General features: G+C 53.1%; 15 protein-coding genes. 9 read left to right on the forward strand and 6 right to left on the reverse strand.

From position 1 onward, the window contains the following. Positions 1-7 precede the first annotated feature (7 nt). From glnH to rhtA, 3 genes are all read right to left on the reverse strand, one after another. Positions 8-754 carry a glutamine ABC transporter substrate-binding protein GlnH gene (glnH, locus tag ACFQW4_RS05820; protein ID WP_036647919.1) on the reverse strand — a complete coding sequence of 249 codons (747 nt, stop codon included), beginning with the start codon at positions 752-754 and terminating at the stop codon, positions 8-10. A gap of 321 nt (positions 755-1,075) precedes the next feature. Further along, positions 1,076-1,579: a DNA starvation/stationary phase protection protein Dps gene (gene dps / locus ACFQW4_RS05825; protein WP_036620516.1), complete on the reverse strand. Its 504-nt coding sequence runs from the start codon at positions 1,577-1,579 to the stop codon at positions 1,076-1,078. 297 nt (positions 1,580-1,876) lie between these two features. Further along, positions 1,877-2,785 (reverse strand): threonine/homoserine exporter RhtA, encoded by a 909-nt coding sequence (rhtA, locus tag ACFQW4_RS05830; RefSeq protein ID WP_280172625.1) that lies wholly within the window; start codon positions 2,783-2,785, stop codon positions 1,877-1,879. A 379-nt stretch (positions 2,786-3,164) separates the two neighbouring features. Between rhtA and ompX the strand changes: the two genes are divergently transcribed. Continuing rightward, a complete protein-coding gene (gene ompX, locus ACFQW4_RS05835; protein ID WP_101761014.1) occupies positions 3,165-3,677 on the forward strand; it encodes an outer membrane protein OmpX in 513 nt (170 codons plus the stop codon). Positions 3,678-3,818: 141 nt separating this feature from the next. Here the strand turns inward: ompX and ACFQW4_RS05840 are convergent, their stop codons facing one another. Further along, positions 3,819-4,013 (reverse strand): hypothetical protein, encoded by a 195-nt coding sequence (locus ACFQW4_RS05840; protein ID WP_101761013.1) that lies wholly within the window; start codon positions 4,011-4,013, stop codon positions 3,819-3,821. Between the two features lie 201 nt (positions 4,014-4,214). On the opposite strand from ACFQW4_RS05840, the gene mntR reads away from it, so the two are divergent. From mntR to ACFQW4_RS05875, 7 genes are all read left to right on the forward strand, one after another. Next, entirely contained in the window at positions 4,215-4,673 is a 459-nt protein-coding gene (gene mntR / locus ACFQW4_RS05845; RefSeq protein ID WP_101761012.1) for a manganese-binding transcriptional regulator MntR, read from the forward strand. A 20-nt stretch (positions 4,674-4,693) separates the two neighbouring features. Further along, positions 4,694-5,803: an SLC13 family permease gene (locus ACFQW4_RS05850; RefSeq protein ID WP_110865812.1), complete on the forward strand. Its 1,110-nt coding sequence runs from the start codon at positions 4,694-4,696 to the stop codon at positions 5,801-5,803. A 115-nt stretch (positions 5,804-5,918) separates the two neighbouring features. Then, positions 5,919-7,046: an HlyD family secretion protein gene (locus ACFQW4_RS05855; protein ID WP_176970930.1), complete on the forward strand. Its 1,128-nt coding sequence runs from the start codon at positions 5,919-5,921 to the stop codon at positions 7,044-7,046. Beyond that, entirely contained in the window at positions 7,043-8,611 is a 1,569-nt protein-coding gene (locus tag ACFQW4_RS05860) for a DHA2 family efflux MFS transporter permease subunit (protein WP_101761009.1), read from the forward strand. The genes ACFQW4_RS05855 and ACFQW4_RS05860 overlap by 4 nt, the downstream gene beginning before the upstream one ends. A 1-nt stretch (position 8,612) precedes the next feature. Beyond that, positions 8,613-10,142 carry an efflux transporter outer membrane subunit gene (locus ACFQW4_RS05865; protein WP_101761008.1) on the forward strand — a complete coding sequence of 510 codons (1,530 nt, stop codon included), beginning with the start codon at positions 8,613-8,615 and terminating at the stop codon, positions 10,140-10,142. Positions 10,143-10,559: 417 nt separating this feature from the next. Then, on the forward strand, positions 10,560-10,961 hold the full coding sequence (locus tag ACFQW4_RS05870; RefSeq protein WP_101761007.1) for an H-NS family nucleoid-associated regulatory protein: 402 nt from the start codon (positions 10,560-10,562) through the stop codon (positions 10,959-10,961). Between the two features lie 192 nt (positions 10,962-11,153). Then, on the forward strand, positions 11,154-12,746 hold the full coding sequence (locus tag ACFQW4_RS05875; RefSeq protein WP_064741202.1) for an ABC-F family ATPase: 1,593 nt from the start codon (positions 11,154-11,156) through the stop codon (positions 12,744-12,746). A gap of 67 nt (positions 12,747-12,813) precedes the next feature. On the opposite strand, the gene moeB is transcribed toward ACFQW4_RS05875, so the two are convergent. Continuing rightward, entirely contained in the window at positions 12,814-13,581 is a 768-nt protein-coding gene (gene moeB, locus ACFQW4_RS05880; protein ID WP_101761006.1) for a molybdopterin-synthase adenylyltransferase MoeB, read from the reverse strand. Continuing rightward, positions 13,581-14,816: a molybdopterin molybdotransferase MoeA gene (moeA, locus tag ACFQW4_RS05885; protein WP_377724338.1), complete on the reverse strand. Its 1,236-nt coding sequence runs from the start codon at positions 14,814-14,816 to the stop codon at positions 13,581-13,583. The genes moeB and moeA overlap by 1 nt, the downstream gene beginning before the upstream one ends. Positions 14,817-15,105: 289 nt before the next feature. On the opposite strand from moeA, the gene ACFQW4_RS05890 reads away from it, so the two are divergent. Beyond that, a complete protein-coding gene (locus ACFQW4_RS05890; protein ID WP_377724339.1) occupies positions 15,106-16,071 on the forward strand; it encodes an isoaspartyl peptidase/L-asparaginase family protein in 966 nt (321 codons plus the stop codon). Positions 16,072-16,074: the final 3 nt, after the last annotated feature.

Here is a 16,074-nt window from a genome sequence, read left to right on the forward strand (position 1 = left end):
GCCGCAATTATTTTGGTTCAGTACCGAACCATTTTTTATAGATGGTGTTGTAAGTGCCGTTATCGCGCAGAGTTTTCAGGGCGCCGTTCACTTTTTCACGCAGGTCGTCGCTGCCTTTCGGGAACGCGATGCCATACTGCTGCGCTTCAATTGACTCGCCTACCGCTTTGAAGCGGCCTTTACCGGCGGTGTTGATGAAGTACAGGATGTTCGGCGTATCGTGCAGCACGGCGTCAGCACGGTTAGTGCCTAACTCCATGTACGCGTTGTCGATGTTAGGGAACTGGCGCAGGTCTTTAGACTTGATGTGCGCTTTGGCGTAATCCACCGAACCGGTGCCGCTCTTCACCGCCACCACTTTGCCGTTCAGATCGTCAATGCTTTTAACGTCTTTTTCATTCTCGCGCACCATCACCAGCAGGCCGCTTTTGTAGTAGCCGTCAGAGAACTCGATGGCTTTTTTACGTTCTTCGGTGATGGTGATACCCGCCAGCGCCAGGTCAATGTTTTTGGTTTGCAGCGCAGGAATGATGCCGCTGAAATCCATTGGCTTGAAGGCGTAATCGAGTTTCAGTTCTTTCGCGATGGCATCCCACAGATCGATATCAAAACCGACGTATTTATCGCCTTGTTTGAACTCAAAGGGAACAAATGCGGTGTCGGTTGCGACGATCAGTTTTTTGTCTGCTGCGGTGGAGGAAAGCGAGAAGGCCAGCGCCAGCGCGGCCACGGAGACTTTAATCAATGACTTCATCATTTTTTCCTTATTACCCGTCAGGCCTGGTGGCCCGATGTACGGCCTATCATATGAAAAAATTATGCCAACTTTTCATTTTGCTCGAAATCAGTAGTTTTAAGCACTTGCTGACACGATTTTGCGCAGAGGAAAAGTTTTGCACCGTATTGGTGCTTCATTTTGGTGCGTGGTGCTGTTGTGGTGCAGGCACAGTGTGCACCAAGGGCGGGGAGAGCGAAAGAAGGGATTAAGGAAATGTTAACAACGTCAAAAAAAGCACCACAATGTTACAGACGTAAAAAAAGGCGGGATAACCCGCCTTCGTTATAACACTGAAATTTATTCAATATTCGATTCGATAAACCATAGGAATTTATCCAGATCGCGCGATGCCGCAGTGAAGATATCAGCGGTATCTTCATCGCTGACTTCAGTGATAGCTTTACGCGTGTCATTCGCCACAATCGCATAGCGATCGGCCAGCGCTTTCAGGTGATCCTGCACGCTGTGAATGTTCAACGGGTAGCTTTTCAGTGGTGTTTTATCGTTGACGATTTGAGTGGTACCCAGCGCCACGCCGCCTAACTGAACTACACGTTCAGCGATAGTGTCCTGATGATCGGTAATGGCGGTACGGAAACCATCCAGCATCTCATGTACGCCAATAAAGTTGGCGCCACGCATGTTCCAGTGCGCCTGCTTGGTGATCAGCGACAGGTCAATAAACTCCACTACCAGACGGTTGAGCACCTCGATGGTCGCTTTTTTATCGCTGTCAGCGACGTCATTACGGGTGTAAATCAGATCAGACGATTTAGTTTTAACCAGTTTTGCGGTACTCATCATTAATGTCCTCTTATTGATGGTTGTCCTAATCAAGCACGGAGATAAGTATAGCAGCAGTTTTTTAACTTGCAGGGTTGATTAAATCAATGACAGGAATAGATAAACCTTAATATTGCTCAGGGATTGTGCATCTTGAAGATTATTTCAGTTAAAACAGATGCTTGTGAGGCATGTTAATTATTTATTAAACGTGTTGCAAAATAATAACGGAAAAATCTTAATACCGCGTTAAAAATGATAATGAGAATGCTTCTATATTTAGCCTGCCGCGCAGCAGGCTGAATTATTGAATATTTATTGCGGATGCGTAATGTCGACTTCGCTTATTTTTGCGCTTTTTTGTTTCATGGTGAGCGTTGAACCAGCCGAGGCGATGATGATCGCTAGCAGCGCAATCCACTGCTTCAGCGTCAATAGCTCGCCCAGGAATAATATGCCTGATAACGCCGCCATCGCCGGTTCCAGACTCATTAAGGTACCAAAAATGCGTGCCGGCAGTCGTGTCAGCGCCATCATCTCTAAAGAATAGGGAATGGCGCTGGAGAGCAGGGCGATCAGCAGTGCCAGCGGCAATACTTCCCAATGCCAGATGCCCGGCGCGGCAAAGGTCAGGCCGAGCGGCACAAAAATCACCGAGGCAATTAGCGAACCCATCGCCACCGTCGCCGGACCATGCTCCGCGCCGGCACGCTGTCCTGCAAGGATGTACACCGCCCAGCAGGCACCCGCGCCTACCGCCAGCAACGCACCGAGCGGATCGATATGACTCATCCCTTCACCGATGGGCAACAGGAACCACAAACCCGCCACCGCCAGCAACACCCAAAGAAAATCAAGCGGACGACGCGCGCCGATCAACGCCAAAGTTAGCGGACCCAAAAACTCCAATCCGACGGCAACGCCCAGCGGCACGGTGCGAATCGCTAAATAGAAGAGATAGTTCATGCAGCCCAGCGCTAAGCCGTACATCAGCAGCGGTTTGCGCTGCTCGCGCGTGAAGCGCAAACGCCAGGGTTTAAAGATAATGCAGAGAATCAGGGTGCCAAGACCAAGACGCAGCGCGGTAATGCCGGTGGCGCCAACGGTGGAAAACATTGATTTTGCCAGTGAAGCGCCGCCCTGTAGTGAGAGCATGGCAATCAGCAGCACAGCAATAGGGAACAACACCGGGGCCATATTTTTGGTCGTCAGAGGGGCAGACATCCTGTAATCCATTCCTTTTATTTATTAACAGCAGAGCAACAAGCGCTCAGTGTAATGGAATCTCAGGCAAATAAGGAGACGCGAATCGGGGAAATAAAACGCGCTGACAGGTCAGAATTTGGCCATTTTTAGTGCCATTTCCGTAAAGAAACGTCAGGTTAGTTTAGGAATTTACTTAAAGGCATTTTTTGTGATCGTTATTTATGTTGCAGGGATATGATGCTTTTTATAAGTAAAATGAATGACATAGGAAACTTCATTAACTTTCTGTTACACCAAACAATCTGTTAGACAACAAAATGCGGGCAGAGTTTCTTGCTGTTTTTTGTTATATTTAAAGCGTTGTCAGGAGAGAAGTATATTCACATTTGAGGTGGTTATGAAAAAAATTGCATGTCTTTCAGCATTGGCTTGTGTACTTGCAGTTTCTGCAGGTTCTGCCATGGCACAAAGCACCGTTACCGGTGGTTACGCTCAGAGCGATTATCAAGGCGTTGCTAACAAAGCAAACGGCTTCAACCTGAAATATCGTTACGAAGACGGTACTAACCCACTGGGTTGGATCGGTTCTTTCACCTATACCGAAAAAGATCGTACTGATGCTGGCGCTTATAACAAAGCTCAGTACTACGGCATCACCGGTGGTCCTGCTTACCGTCTGAACGACTGGGCGAGCATCTACGGTGTTGTTGGTGTGGGTTACGGTAAATACCAGCAGAACGACAATTCAGTACGTTCTAAGTCTGATTCAAGCGACTACGGTTTCTCTTACGGTGCGGGCATGCAGTTTAACCCAATCGAAAACATCGCTGTTGACGTGGGTTACGAGCAGAGCCGTATCCGCAACGTTGACGTTGGCACCTGGATTGCTGGCGTAGGTTACAGCTTCTAAGTTCTTGCTTAGACCAGTTGCACAATAAACGGTCCTTCGGGACCGTTTTTTTATGGGCGCGATTAACGATTTACCTGCCGCCAGAAACACAAAGCCCGCTACATGAGCGGGCTTTATTGGAATTTGTATGCGTCGGGAACATTAGCCGCGCCAGATCAGTTTTGGGCACGGACGTTCAACCAGCTGTTTGCCGGTGAGCTTTTCAATCAGCATCAAGCGCAGCGCAAACGGCGAGCGGGTCAACAGGCACAGCAGCGATTTCAGCTCAAAAGCCGGTTTGCTTTGTTCAGCCTGGAAACATTTGCCACAGTCGAGGCAGTTTTTCATGGTAGTCATGTTCACCTCCCGAGTGAATGACGACATTTCTTTGTAGCCTTTATAAGCTATTCGCTTACATTATCAACAAAGATAGCACTGGCTATACTCTTTAGCCAACACTATTTAGGAAAAATTTGTGCTTATTTGTGCCTGGTTTACAATGGGCGCAGCCAGCCCGCACCGCAGATAAAGTGCGGCAGATAATAAAGAGGAAGTTAGATGAGTCGTCGTGCAAAAATCGCCACCAACATGCCCCAGGGCCCGCTAAAAGAGATAGAGGAGCATGTCGAAGGATTTCGTCAGGTGCGCGAGGCGCATCGTCGTGAGCTGATCGATGACTACGTTGAATTAATCTCTGATTTGATTCGTGAATTTGGCGAAGCGCGTCAGGTGGATATGGCTGCACGTTTGGGGGTTTCCCAGCCGACAGTGGCGAAAATGTTAAAGCGTCTTGGCACCACCGGTTTGGTTGAGCAAGTGCCGTATCGCGGTGTATTCCTCACCGCCGAAGGCGAGAAGCTGGCTGAAGCGAGCCGCGTCCGCCACCATATTGTTGAAACTTTCCTGTTGGCGCTGGGCGTTAGCCCGGAAACCGCGCGCCGTGATTCAGAAGGCCTTGAGCATCACGTCAGTGATGAAACTCTGGCCGTGTTCCAGAAATTCTACGAGAATCGCTAACTACAAGGCCTTCCGCCATCATGCCCAATCTGCTTCGTTCTTTTATGCGCGATCGTATTTTGCATTTGTTGTTGCTGTTGGGTGTGATCATGTTGCCGCTGGCGAATTTCCGCTGGTCGCAACTGCCTTCCGCTGTGGACTGGCATACCATCATGACGCTCACCGGCTTACTGATGCTGACCAAAGGGCTGGAAAACAGCGGCTATTTTGATGTGCTCGGCGCACGTCTGATTCAGCGTTTCCAGCATGAACGCGCATTGGCGTTATTCATGGTGTGCGCCGCCGCGTTGCTCTCAACTTTTCTCACCAACGATGTTGCGCTGTTTATTCTGGTACCGCTCACGCTGACACTGCGTAAATTCTCGCGGCTGCCCATTTCGCGCCTGATCATTTTCGAAGCGTTGGCAGTGAACGCGGGTTCCTTACTGACGCCGGTTGGTAACCCGCAAAACATTCTGCTGTGGAGTCACGGCACGCTCAGCGTGCCCGGTTTCATTGCGCAGATGGCGCCGCTGGCGGCATTTTTACTGCTTTCGCTGATGGCGTTAACCTGGTGGAGTTTCCCGGCGCGCGCGATCCAAAAGCATGAGCAGAGTGAAACTCAGGCGTGGCGCAAAGCGTTGTTCACGATTAGCGTGCTGCTGTATATCGTATTTATCGTCGCGCTCGAGCTAAAAATGACCGGCTGGGCGCTGCTGCTGGTGGCGGCCTGTTTCCTGATCATGGCGCGCAGCGTGTTGATCAGCATCGACTGGAGTTTGCTGCTGGTGTTCGTGGCGATGTTTATCGATGTCTTCCTGTTGATGCATTTGTCCTGGCTGCAGCCTCACTTTGCCGCTATCGGTCAGCTAGGCGAGGGCGGAATCTATTTGCTGGCGATTGGCTTGTCGCAATTCATTAGTAACGTTCCCGCCACCATTCTGCTTTTGCAGAAAGTGCCACCGTCGGAGGTGCTGGCGTGGGCAGTGAATATCGGCGGATTTGGCTTATTGCCGGGTTCGCTCGCCAACTTGATTGCCTTGCGGATGGCGCAGGACGCGCGCGTTTGGTGGCGTTTCCACTTGTTTTCTATCCCGATGCTGGCCTGGTCGATGTTAGGCGGATGGCTGCTGTTACACCTCATGCGTTAGCACCGTGCCAATGTCGGCTTGTGTAAAGTTGCATTGGCATTTGTCAATTTCCCATCTAAGGTTATGTTGACCGTTTTTGCCCGGGAATCGGGACAACTGCCTACGATGAAAAATTATGGAAAACCAGAATCAACCGTCTGAACGCGATCAGCAGGATCCGCAAAAAACCGCCAATACCCATCAAGATAACAACGAACCAGAACGTAAACGTCCCGGAAAGAAACCTCTGATTTTTCTCGCCATTGTGGTGGTGATTATGATCGTGGTGGGATTATGGTTTTGGCTCACCACGCGCAATATCGAAAGCACGGATGATGCCTTTACCGAAGGCAATGCGGTGACCATCGCGCCGAAAGCGGCCGGATATGTGGTCAAGCTGCTGGTGCGCGATAACCAGCGCGTGAAGCAGGGCGATTTGCTGGTGGAGATCGATGCGCGCGACAGTGAAGCGCAGCGCGATCAAGCCAAAGCCCAGCTTGGTCTGGCCCAGGCGCAGCTGCATCAGGCGCAGGCGCAGTTAGCCTTGTCCCGCGTGCAGTATCCGGCACAGCGCGATCAAGCTCTCGCCGATCAGGCCAAAGCGCAGGCCAATTTGCTTAACGCCCAGGCCGATTATCGTCGCCAGCGCGGTGTTGATCCGCGTGCCACTTCACAGCGCAATATTGATACTGCCGCCGCGCAATTGCGTTCGGCTGAAGCGCAACTGCAAAGCGCTAAGGCGCAGGTTGAAGTGGCTTCTCAGGTGAAGCTGCAAATCCGCCAGCAGGAAACCAATGTGGAAGCGCGTGAGCAGCAGGTTGAGCAGGCGCAGGCGCAGCTCAACACCGCCGAATTGAATCTCTCTTATACCCAGGTTCGCGCACCTTACGACGGCTTTGTCACCAAGCGTAACGTGCAACTCGGCACGCTGGTGCAGGCTGGCAGCGCGCTGTTCTCGCTGGTTTCGCCTGAAATCTGGATTAATGCCAATTTCAAAGAGTCACAGCTGGCGCGCATGAAGCCGGGTAATAAAGTGGAAATCAGTGTCGATGCCTGGCCGGATATGAAGCTGGAAGGGCATGTGGATAGCGTGCAGATGGGATCCGGTTCCCGCTTCTCAACCTTCCCGGCGGAAAACGCCACCGGCAACTACGTGAAAATCGTGCAGCGCGTGCCGGTGAAAATCGTTATCGATAAAGGATTGGATCCCAATCATCCGCTGCCGCTGGGCTTGTCGGTTGAGCCGAAGGTCACAGTGGAATGAGTGCGAGCGAAAGCTGGCGTCCGGCCAGCAATCCGTGGCTGGTCGCCATTACGGTGACGCTGGCGGTGTTTATGGAGATCCTCGACACCACCATCGTTAACGTCGCGCTGCCACACATTGCCGGTTCGCTCTCCTCCAGCTACGACGAATCGACCTGGGTTTTAACCTCTTATCTGGTGGCGAACGGCATCGTGTTGCCCATTTCGGCGTTCTTCAGCCGCCTGTTTGGCCGCAAGCAGTTCTTCCTGATTTGCATCGTGATGTTCACCATCTGCTCCTTCCTGTGCGGCATCGCGACGGAGCTGTGGCAGATCATTCTGTTCCGCATCCTGCAGGGCTTTTTTGGCGGCGGATTGCAGCCGGTACAGCAATCGGTGCTGCTCGATTACTTCAAAGCGGAAGATCGTGGCAAAGCCTTTGGTCTATCGTCGATTGCGATTATCGTCGCGCCGGTGATTGGTCCGACGCTGGGCGGCTGGATCACCGACAACTACAGCTGGCGCTGGGTGTTCTTCATTAATATTCCAGTCGGTATTTTGACGGTAATGGCAATTTACCAGCTGCTGGAAGATCCGCCGTGGGAGCGCAAGTGGGATAAAGGCCGCCTGAAGATCGACTACATTGGCATCAGCCTGATCACGCTGGGACTTGGCTGTTTGCAGGTGTTCCTCGATCGTGGCGAAGATGAAGATTGGTTTGCCTCGCACTTCATTCGCCTGTTCGCCATGCTGGCGGTGATCGGCATTATCGGCGCCATTTATTGGCTGCTGTATGCACGCAAACCGGTGGTCGATCTTAGCGTAATGAAGGATCGTAACTTCTGGGTGGCGGGCTTGCTGATGGCGGGCATGGCGATGATTTTGTACGGCAGTTCGGTGGTACTTCCCCAACTGGCGCAGCAGGATCTCGGTTACACCGCAACCTGGTCGGGGCTGGTGCTGTCGCCCGGCGCAATATTGATTGTGCTGACGATACCCATCGTGCTGAAGCTGATGCCGATTGTGCAAACGCGCTACATTATCGCATTCGGCTTCACCTGCCTTGCCAGCGCCTTCTTCTATTCCACCCGGCTTACGCCCAACGTTGATTTCACCACGCTGGTGTTAATGCGCAGCGCGCAGTCGATTGGCCTTGGCTTCCTGTTTGTGCCGCTGACCACCATTGCGTTCATCACCGTGCCGCAGCGATTAAACGCCGATGCGTCGGCGCTGTTCACCATGTTCCGTAACGTCGCGGGTTCGATCGGAATTTCGCTGTCGACGGCGGGCATTACCGAACGCATGCAGACGCGATCGGCCAACATGGTGCACAACATGTCGCCGCTCAATGAGCCTTACAATCTCACGCTGCAGCATTGGGCTGATTCGATCCGTAATTTCACCACCGCAGTGGGCGATCCGCTGGTGCTGGCGAGCGGGCAGCTCTACCAGGAGATGATCGCGCAGGCCCGTATTCTGGCGTACATCGACGTATTTACGGGCCTGAGTATCGTGGCGTTGCTATTGATTCCATTTTGTTGGTTGCTTTCGCCGATCAAGAGCGAAGGCAGTGCAGGAGCACATTAAAATGAGTAAGTTTTCGCGCTCTACGCCGTCACTGACGTTGCTGGCGCTGTCACTGTTGCTGGCCGGATGCGCCGTAGGACCTGATTATCAGCCGCCGCAGGCGCACACGCCGGGCGGTTACCATGATTTGCCTTCACAGCAAGCGTCTAAGCCGCTGGCGGCAGCGACCAATCCGCTGTGGTGGAAAAGCTTTAACGATCCGCAGCTTGATAGCCTGATTGAGCGCGCTATTGCCGGCAACTTAACGCTGCAACAATCGGTGCTGCGTATTGCCGGGGCGCGTGAGCAGCTGGCGCAGGCGCGCGGTGGGTTATTCCCTTCGCTTAACGGCTCGGCAAAAGTGACCCGTCAGCAGCTCGGTTTAAAAGGCTTGCTGAAATCCAACGGCGTTTATGACCAGGTTGATAGCGATGTCGCCAGCCAGCTCAACGGTTTAGACCATTCCGTCACCCTGTATCAGGGCAGCTTTGACGCCAGCTGGGAGCTGGATCTATGGGGCAAAGTACGCCGCCAGATGGAAGCCGCGGATGCTCAGCAGCAGGCGGCCATTGAGCAACGCAACGATGCGCTGGTCTCGCTGGAAGCCGAAGTGGCGCGCGCCTATCTGCAACTGCGCGGTTCGCAGGCGGTGTTGGCCACCTTGCAGCAGCAAATTGAGGTCGCGCAGCAAACCTGGGAACTGACAAAGAGCCAGCAGCAAAACGGCTTAGCGCCGACCACGGATGTGGAAAATGCCCGCGCGCAATTAGCCTCGCTGAATGCGCAGCTGCCGCAATATCAGGCGCAGCAGTTGCAGGCAATGAACGGTTTGGCGGTGCTACTGGGTAAAACACCGGGCGCGCTGGATAACGAACTGATGAACAAAAAACCGCTGCCTGATTTGCCGAAATTGGTGCCGGTGGGCATTCCGTCGACGCTGGCGCGGCGACGTCCAGATATTCGTCAGGCTGAAGCCACGCTGCATGCGCAGACCGCGAATATTGGCGTATCCGTTGCCGAGCTGTTCCCCAGCTTGTCGCTCACCGGGCAACTGGGTGTGCGAAATACCGATGCCAGCTATCTGGATGACTGGAGCAGCCACTTCTTTAGCGTTGGTCCGTCGCTGTCGATTCCAATTTTTCAGGGCGGCCGTTTAGTCTCCAGCGTAAAACTGGCGCGCGCGCAGCAAGCCAGCGCGGCGCTTGATTATCGGCAAACGGTATTAACTGCGCTGCAGGATGTGGAGAACGCGTTGGTCAGTTATCGCGCCGATCAGCAGCAGGTTATAGCGCTGGATGAAACCACCGGCGCACTGCAACGTGCATTTGATTTGGCCAGCGACAGTTATCGTCAGGGTATTTCCACCTTCCTCGATGTATTAGATGCGCAGCGACAACTGGCGCAAGCTAAAGCGCAATCGACGCAGGCGCGGATGCAAAGTGCACTTGATTTAGTGGCGTTATATAAAGCGCTGGGCGGTGGCTGGGAACCTTATCAAAACGTCAATTTGCCAGACTATTCTGTGTTTGGTCCCGCAACGGAAGTGCATTAATTTCCCTTAGCAGCCGGTTAAACACCGGCTTTTTTTATCGGCACGATATGAAAAAATGAGATTCTTCTCTCATCCCGGGCAATATAATAATCCGTGATGAAAACGGGTTTTACGTTACACCATTAATCCTTGCTTACCATTATGCTCACTAATGCTGCAGCGCGTAATAGCCGCTAAATGATTGTTTATTACCTGGGAATATTGCTTTGAAATCGATTCCAGTTGCTACATATGGAACACATTACGGTTGTTAATTCAGGGTTAATTAAAGCGGTTATCCGCGTTTTAAACCCTAACGTAAGAAATATGTAAGCAACTTCAGATTAATCCGGGCAATAAAATTAATTTATTTTTTTATTTGAATTAGGTAATCTTGCCACTACAGTTTATTTAACCCCCTTAAGCAAGGACATTGTGATGAGTGACGCATTTAAAGTTCTGAACAACATTCGCACATTACGTGCGCAGGCTCGTGAACTGCCATTGAGCGATCTGGAAGAAATTCTGGAAAAATTAACGGTTGTCGTGACTGAACGTCGTGACGAAGTAAACGCTGAAGAAGCGCAGAACCGCGAAAAAGAAGAGAAGCTGTCTAAATATCGCGAAATGCTGCTGGCTGATGGTATTGACCCGAACGAATTACTGGGCGCTCTGGAAGTTGGTAAAAAACGCGCTAAGCGTGCACCACGCCCGGCAAAATATTCCTACACCGACGAAAACGGTGAAGTAAAATCATGGACCGGTCAGGGCCGTACACCAGCAGCGATTAAAAAAGCGCTGGATTCAGGTAAAAGCCTCGACACTTTCCTGATCAAATAATCCGCACAATCCTTGTAAGTGGGAGCCGGGGGCAAATGCCCCCGGCTTTTTTGTTGTTTTTATTTCTTTATGAGCAACAACATCTTTAGCCCAACGTAACGTCTGCCTCTGGCGCAGAGGTGGCGTCCGGGTGCCCGCTTCTGGCATAATGCCCGCTGTTTTTTCCTCCACTGCGTAACAAAGGTCAATGCCGTGTTAGTTTCCAGCAATATCACCATGCAGTTCGGCAGTAAGCCGCTGTTCGAAAATATCTCCGTTAAATTTGGCGGCGGTAATCGTTACGGTTTAATCGGTGCGAACGGCAGCGGTAAATCTACCTTTATGAAAATACTGGGCGGCGATTTGGCGCCAACGGGTGGAAATGTTTCCCTCGACCCAAATGAGCGTATCGGTAAGTTACGTCAGGACCAATTTGCCTTCGAGCAATATAGTGTGCTGGACACCGTGATCATGGGCCACAATGAATTGTGGGCAGTGAAGCAAGAGCGTGACCGTATATATGCATTGCCAGAAATGAGCGAAGAGGAAGGCTATAAAGTGGCCGACCTTGAAGTCGAATACGGCGAGATGGACGGTTACAGTTCAGAATCACGTGCCGGTGAATTATTACTGGGCGTTGGCATTCCTGTGGAGCAGCATTACGGCCCGATGAGCGAAATTGCGCCGGGTTGGAAATTGCGTGTCCTTTTAGCGCAGGCATTATTTGCCAATCCTGATATTTTGTTGCTCGATGAACCGACCAACAACCTGGATATCGATACCATTCGTTGGTTGGAGCAAGTGCTCAACGAACGTAACAGCACCATGATCATCATTTCGCATGACCGTCACTTCCTGAATATGGTGTGCACGCACATGGCGGATCTGGATTACGGTGAACTGCGCGTTTATCCGGGTAATTATGACGAATATATGACCGCGGCTACCCAGTCACGCGAACGTTTATTATCGGATAACGCCAAGAAGAAAGCGCAAATTGCCGATCTGCAATCGTTTGTTAGCCGTTTTAGCGCCAACGCCTCTAAATCGCGTCAGGCGACTTCGCGTGCCAAACAGATTGATAAAATTAAGCTGGAAGAAGTTAAAGCCTCCAGCCGTCAAAACCCGTTTATCCGTTTTGATCAGGATAAGAAGCTGTTCCGTAATGCGCTGGAAGTTGAAGCGCTGACCAAAGGTTTTGATAACGGTCCGCTGTTTAATAAACTCAACCTGATGTTAGAAGTCGGCGAGAAATTGGCGATTCTCGGTGCCAATGGTATCGGTAAAACTACGCTGCTGAAAACGCTGGTCGGTGAACATACGCCGGATAGCGGCACAGTGAAATGGTCTGAGAATGCGCGCATTGGTTATTACGGCCAGGATCACGCGGAAGACTTCGCTGACGATCTGACGGTATTCGACTGGATGAGCCAGTGGAAGCAGGAAGGCGATGACGAGCAGGCGGTGCGCAGTATTCTTGGTCGTCTGCTGTTTGGTCACGACGAGATCAACAAGCCCGCTAAGGTGCTGTCCGGTGGTGAGAAGGGTCGCATGCTGTTTGGCAAGCTGATGATGCAAAAGCCAAACATCCTGATCATGGATGAACCGACTAACCACCTGGATATGGAATCGATCGAGTCGCTCAACATGGCGCTGGAGATGTACGAAGGCACCCTGATTTTCGTCTCGCACGACCGTGAGTTTGTTAGCTCGCTGGCTACCCGCGTGATGGAGATGAAAGCCGATCGTATTATCGACTTCACCGGTAACTATGAAGATTACCTGCGCAGCCAGGGTATTGTTTAATTGTGAAAAACCAGGTGCGCATGAATGCGCACCCTACGAAAACCCGCGACTTACATCTGTAAGGTCGTCATTCATGGCGACCTTGTTCACCACACACTTCACAATGCGCATCCTGCGCCACCTTCATGCTGCGGAACTCCGCGCTCATCGCGTCGTACATCAATAAGCGTGCGCTAGCAGGTTGACCGAACGCCGTCAGCACTTTTAAGGTTTCCATCGCCTGCATTGCACCAACTACGCCAACCAGCGGCGCCATCACGCCGGCTTCTACGCAACTTAATACCTGATCGCCAAACAAACGGCTGATGCAACGATAACACGGCTCGCCGGGCTGCCAGGTAAATACGCTGAGCTGGCCTTCCATGCGAATCGCTGCGCCGGAAATCAGCGGCACCTTGTGCTGAAAACATAGGCGGTTGATCTGTTCGCGGGTATCGACGTTATCGGTGCAATCCACCACCGCATCATGGCGCGCAATTAACGTGCTGAGCTGCGCGTCATCCAGCTGCGCATCAATCGGCTCCAACTGGCAATGCGGATTAATTGCCGCCAACTGCTGCTGCGCCGAGGCGACTTTCGCTACGCCAATTTTCGCATCACTGTGCAGGATCTGGCGCTGGAGATTACTGAGGCTAACGCTATCGAAATCGAGCAACGTGAGATGTCCCACACCCGCCGAGGCCAGATAGGGCGCCGCCGCACAGCCGAGTCCGCCGAGGCCGATCACCAACACCTGTGCCGCCTTTAGCTTCTCCTGGCCATCAAAATCAAAACCGCGCAGGACAATCTGACGGTTATAGCGCAGCATCTCTTCATCGCTCAACTCAACGCTCATTAGCCCTCCAGCAGGCTATTAAAGGCTTCGATCTCCACCCATTCGCCCGGTTCCACATCGCCGCGCTCGCGCTCCAGCACCACAAAGCAGTTGGCCAGCGCGAACGAGCTGAACATATGCGAACCTTGCGCACCGGTGCTGCGCACTTCCAGCACACCATCGTCACCGCGGCTGAGAATTGCACGCTGGAAGTCGAGACGACCCGGCGATTTCTTCAAACGCTGGGTGGCGCGCGCACGTTGGCGTAGCGGCATGATGCGCGTGGTTTGGCCGGTTAAGGTGGCCAGCAGCGGCTGAACCAATTGATAGAAGGTTACCGCCGCAGAAACCGGATTGCCCGGTAAACCGCAGAACCAGCTGTTGGCCAGTCGACCAAAAGCAAAGGGTTTGCCCGGTTTGATCGCCAGTTTCCAGAAGGTGATGGCGCCGAGCTCTTCCAATATCGCACGGGTGAAATCGGCTTCGCCAACCGACACGCCGCCGGTGCTGATCACCACATCGGCCTGGCGATCGGCTTCGGTAAAGGCGGTACGCAGCGCCGCCTGATCGTCGGCAATCACGCCGAGATCGATCACTTCGCAGCCCAGCTTGTTAAGCATTAACGCCACGGTAAAGCGGTTGGTATCGTAAATCTGACCTTCCGCCAGCGGCTGGCCGACCGCCTGCAGTTCATCGCCGGTGGAGAAGATTGCCACGCGCAGTTTGCGCAGCACGCTGACTTCAGCAATCCCTAGCGACGCCAGCAGCGGCAGTTCGGCCGCACCGAGGCGCACACCGGCGTCCAGCACCTGTTTGCCCGCCTGAATGTCTTCACCGATGCGACGAATATTTTGCGCAGCCTGCACCGGCGCGGTAATGACAATGCCGCCGTCGCGTTGCTCCGTTTGCTCCTGCATCACCACGGCATCACAACCGGCGGGAATCGGCGCGCCGGTCATGATGCGGATTACGCTGCCCGCGGGCCACGCACCGTTAAACGGCGCACCGGCGAAGGCTTTACCGGCCACCGGGAACACGCGATCGGGTGCGATGTCGGCCAGACGCAGCGCGTAACCATCCATCGCCGAGTTATCAAACGAGGGCACATCGAGCGGCGAGTTGATCGGCCTGGCGGTGATGCGTCCGGCGGCCTCAAACAGCGAGACGTTGATCGAATCGCTAATCGGCGTCAGTTGTTGCAGCATCTTTTGCTGCGCGTCTTCGAGGGAGATTAATCCTGCGGTAAAAGGTTCCATGTCCATCTCTGTCTGGTTAATTTCAGATGCGGTCTATTATGGGTAATGCGTGGCCGTTAAGCGAGAGTTGGTCACCATGAATGGCTTTTTGTAGGGGCGCCATTTATGGCGACCAGGAAAACCGCTCACAACCAAAAAAGCATAATCCACAATAAAAGGTTATGACCGCGCAGGCAGTTTCTGCTTTACAAGATGAGGGTGCCTTTCTATAGTCGAAAATTGCCAAAAAAAGATGAAAACCATTCTAAATCAGTGTTTTTGGTTCTGATTCCTTAACAGGGTACCGGTTATGGCTAAAGCAGTTATCGCAATTCACGGCGGTGCGGGCGCGATTACGCGTGCGGCAATGAGCGCCGAAAAAGAGCAGCACTATCGTCAGCAACTCACCGCAATCGTTACCGCAGGCCAGCAAATTCTTGCGGCGGGTGGCAGCGCGTTAGATGCCGTTACCGAAGCCGTACGCCTGCTGGAAGAGTGTCCGCTGTTTAACGCGGGCAAGGGCGCGGTGTTCACCCATCAGGGCACGCATGAACTCGATGCCAGCATTATGGATGGTCGCACGCTGGACGTCGGCGCGGTCGCGGGCGTCAGCCACATCCGCAATCCGATTCTGGCGGCGCGTAAGGTGCTGGAGAACAGCCCGCACGTGCTGTTTATCGGTGCGGGCGCAGAAGCTTTCGCCGCTGAGCAAGGTTTAGCGCCGGTCGACGCCGATTTCTTCTCCACGACGGAGCGCTGGGAGCAGCTGCAGCGCGCGCTGCACAGCCAGCAGATGGTGCTGGATCACGACGGCGAAGCAAACAGTCACAGCGACGATCCGCTGGACCCGGATCGCAAATTCGGCACCGTCGGTGCGGTCGCGCTCGATCTTCAGGGTAATCTGGCGGCCGCCACCTCAACCGGCGGCATGACCAACAAACAGGCCGGTCGCGTGGGCGATTCGCCTTTGGTCGGCGCAGGCTGCTACGCCAGCAACGACACCGTAGCGGTCTCCTGTACCGGTACCGGCGAAGTGTTTATCCGTACGCTCGCCGCTTACGACGTGGCGGCACAGATGCATTACGCCGGACGCTCGCTGCAACAGGCCACCGCCAACGTCATTCATGACAAAGTGCAGGAGCTGGAAGGCAGCGGCGGGCTGATTGCCATTGACGCCGCAGGCAATGTGGCGCTGCCGTTTAACAGCGAAGGTATGTATCGCGGATTCGCCTATGTGAATGGCGATGTTGAGGTAGCGATTTACCGCGACAGCTAAGGA

Origin of the sequence: Pantoea sp. GCM10028869, assembly GCF_042666835.1 — a bacterium.
GTDB lineage: Bacteria > Pseudomonadota > Gammaproteobacteria > Enterobacterales > Enterobacteriaceae > Pantoea > Pantoea leporis.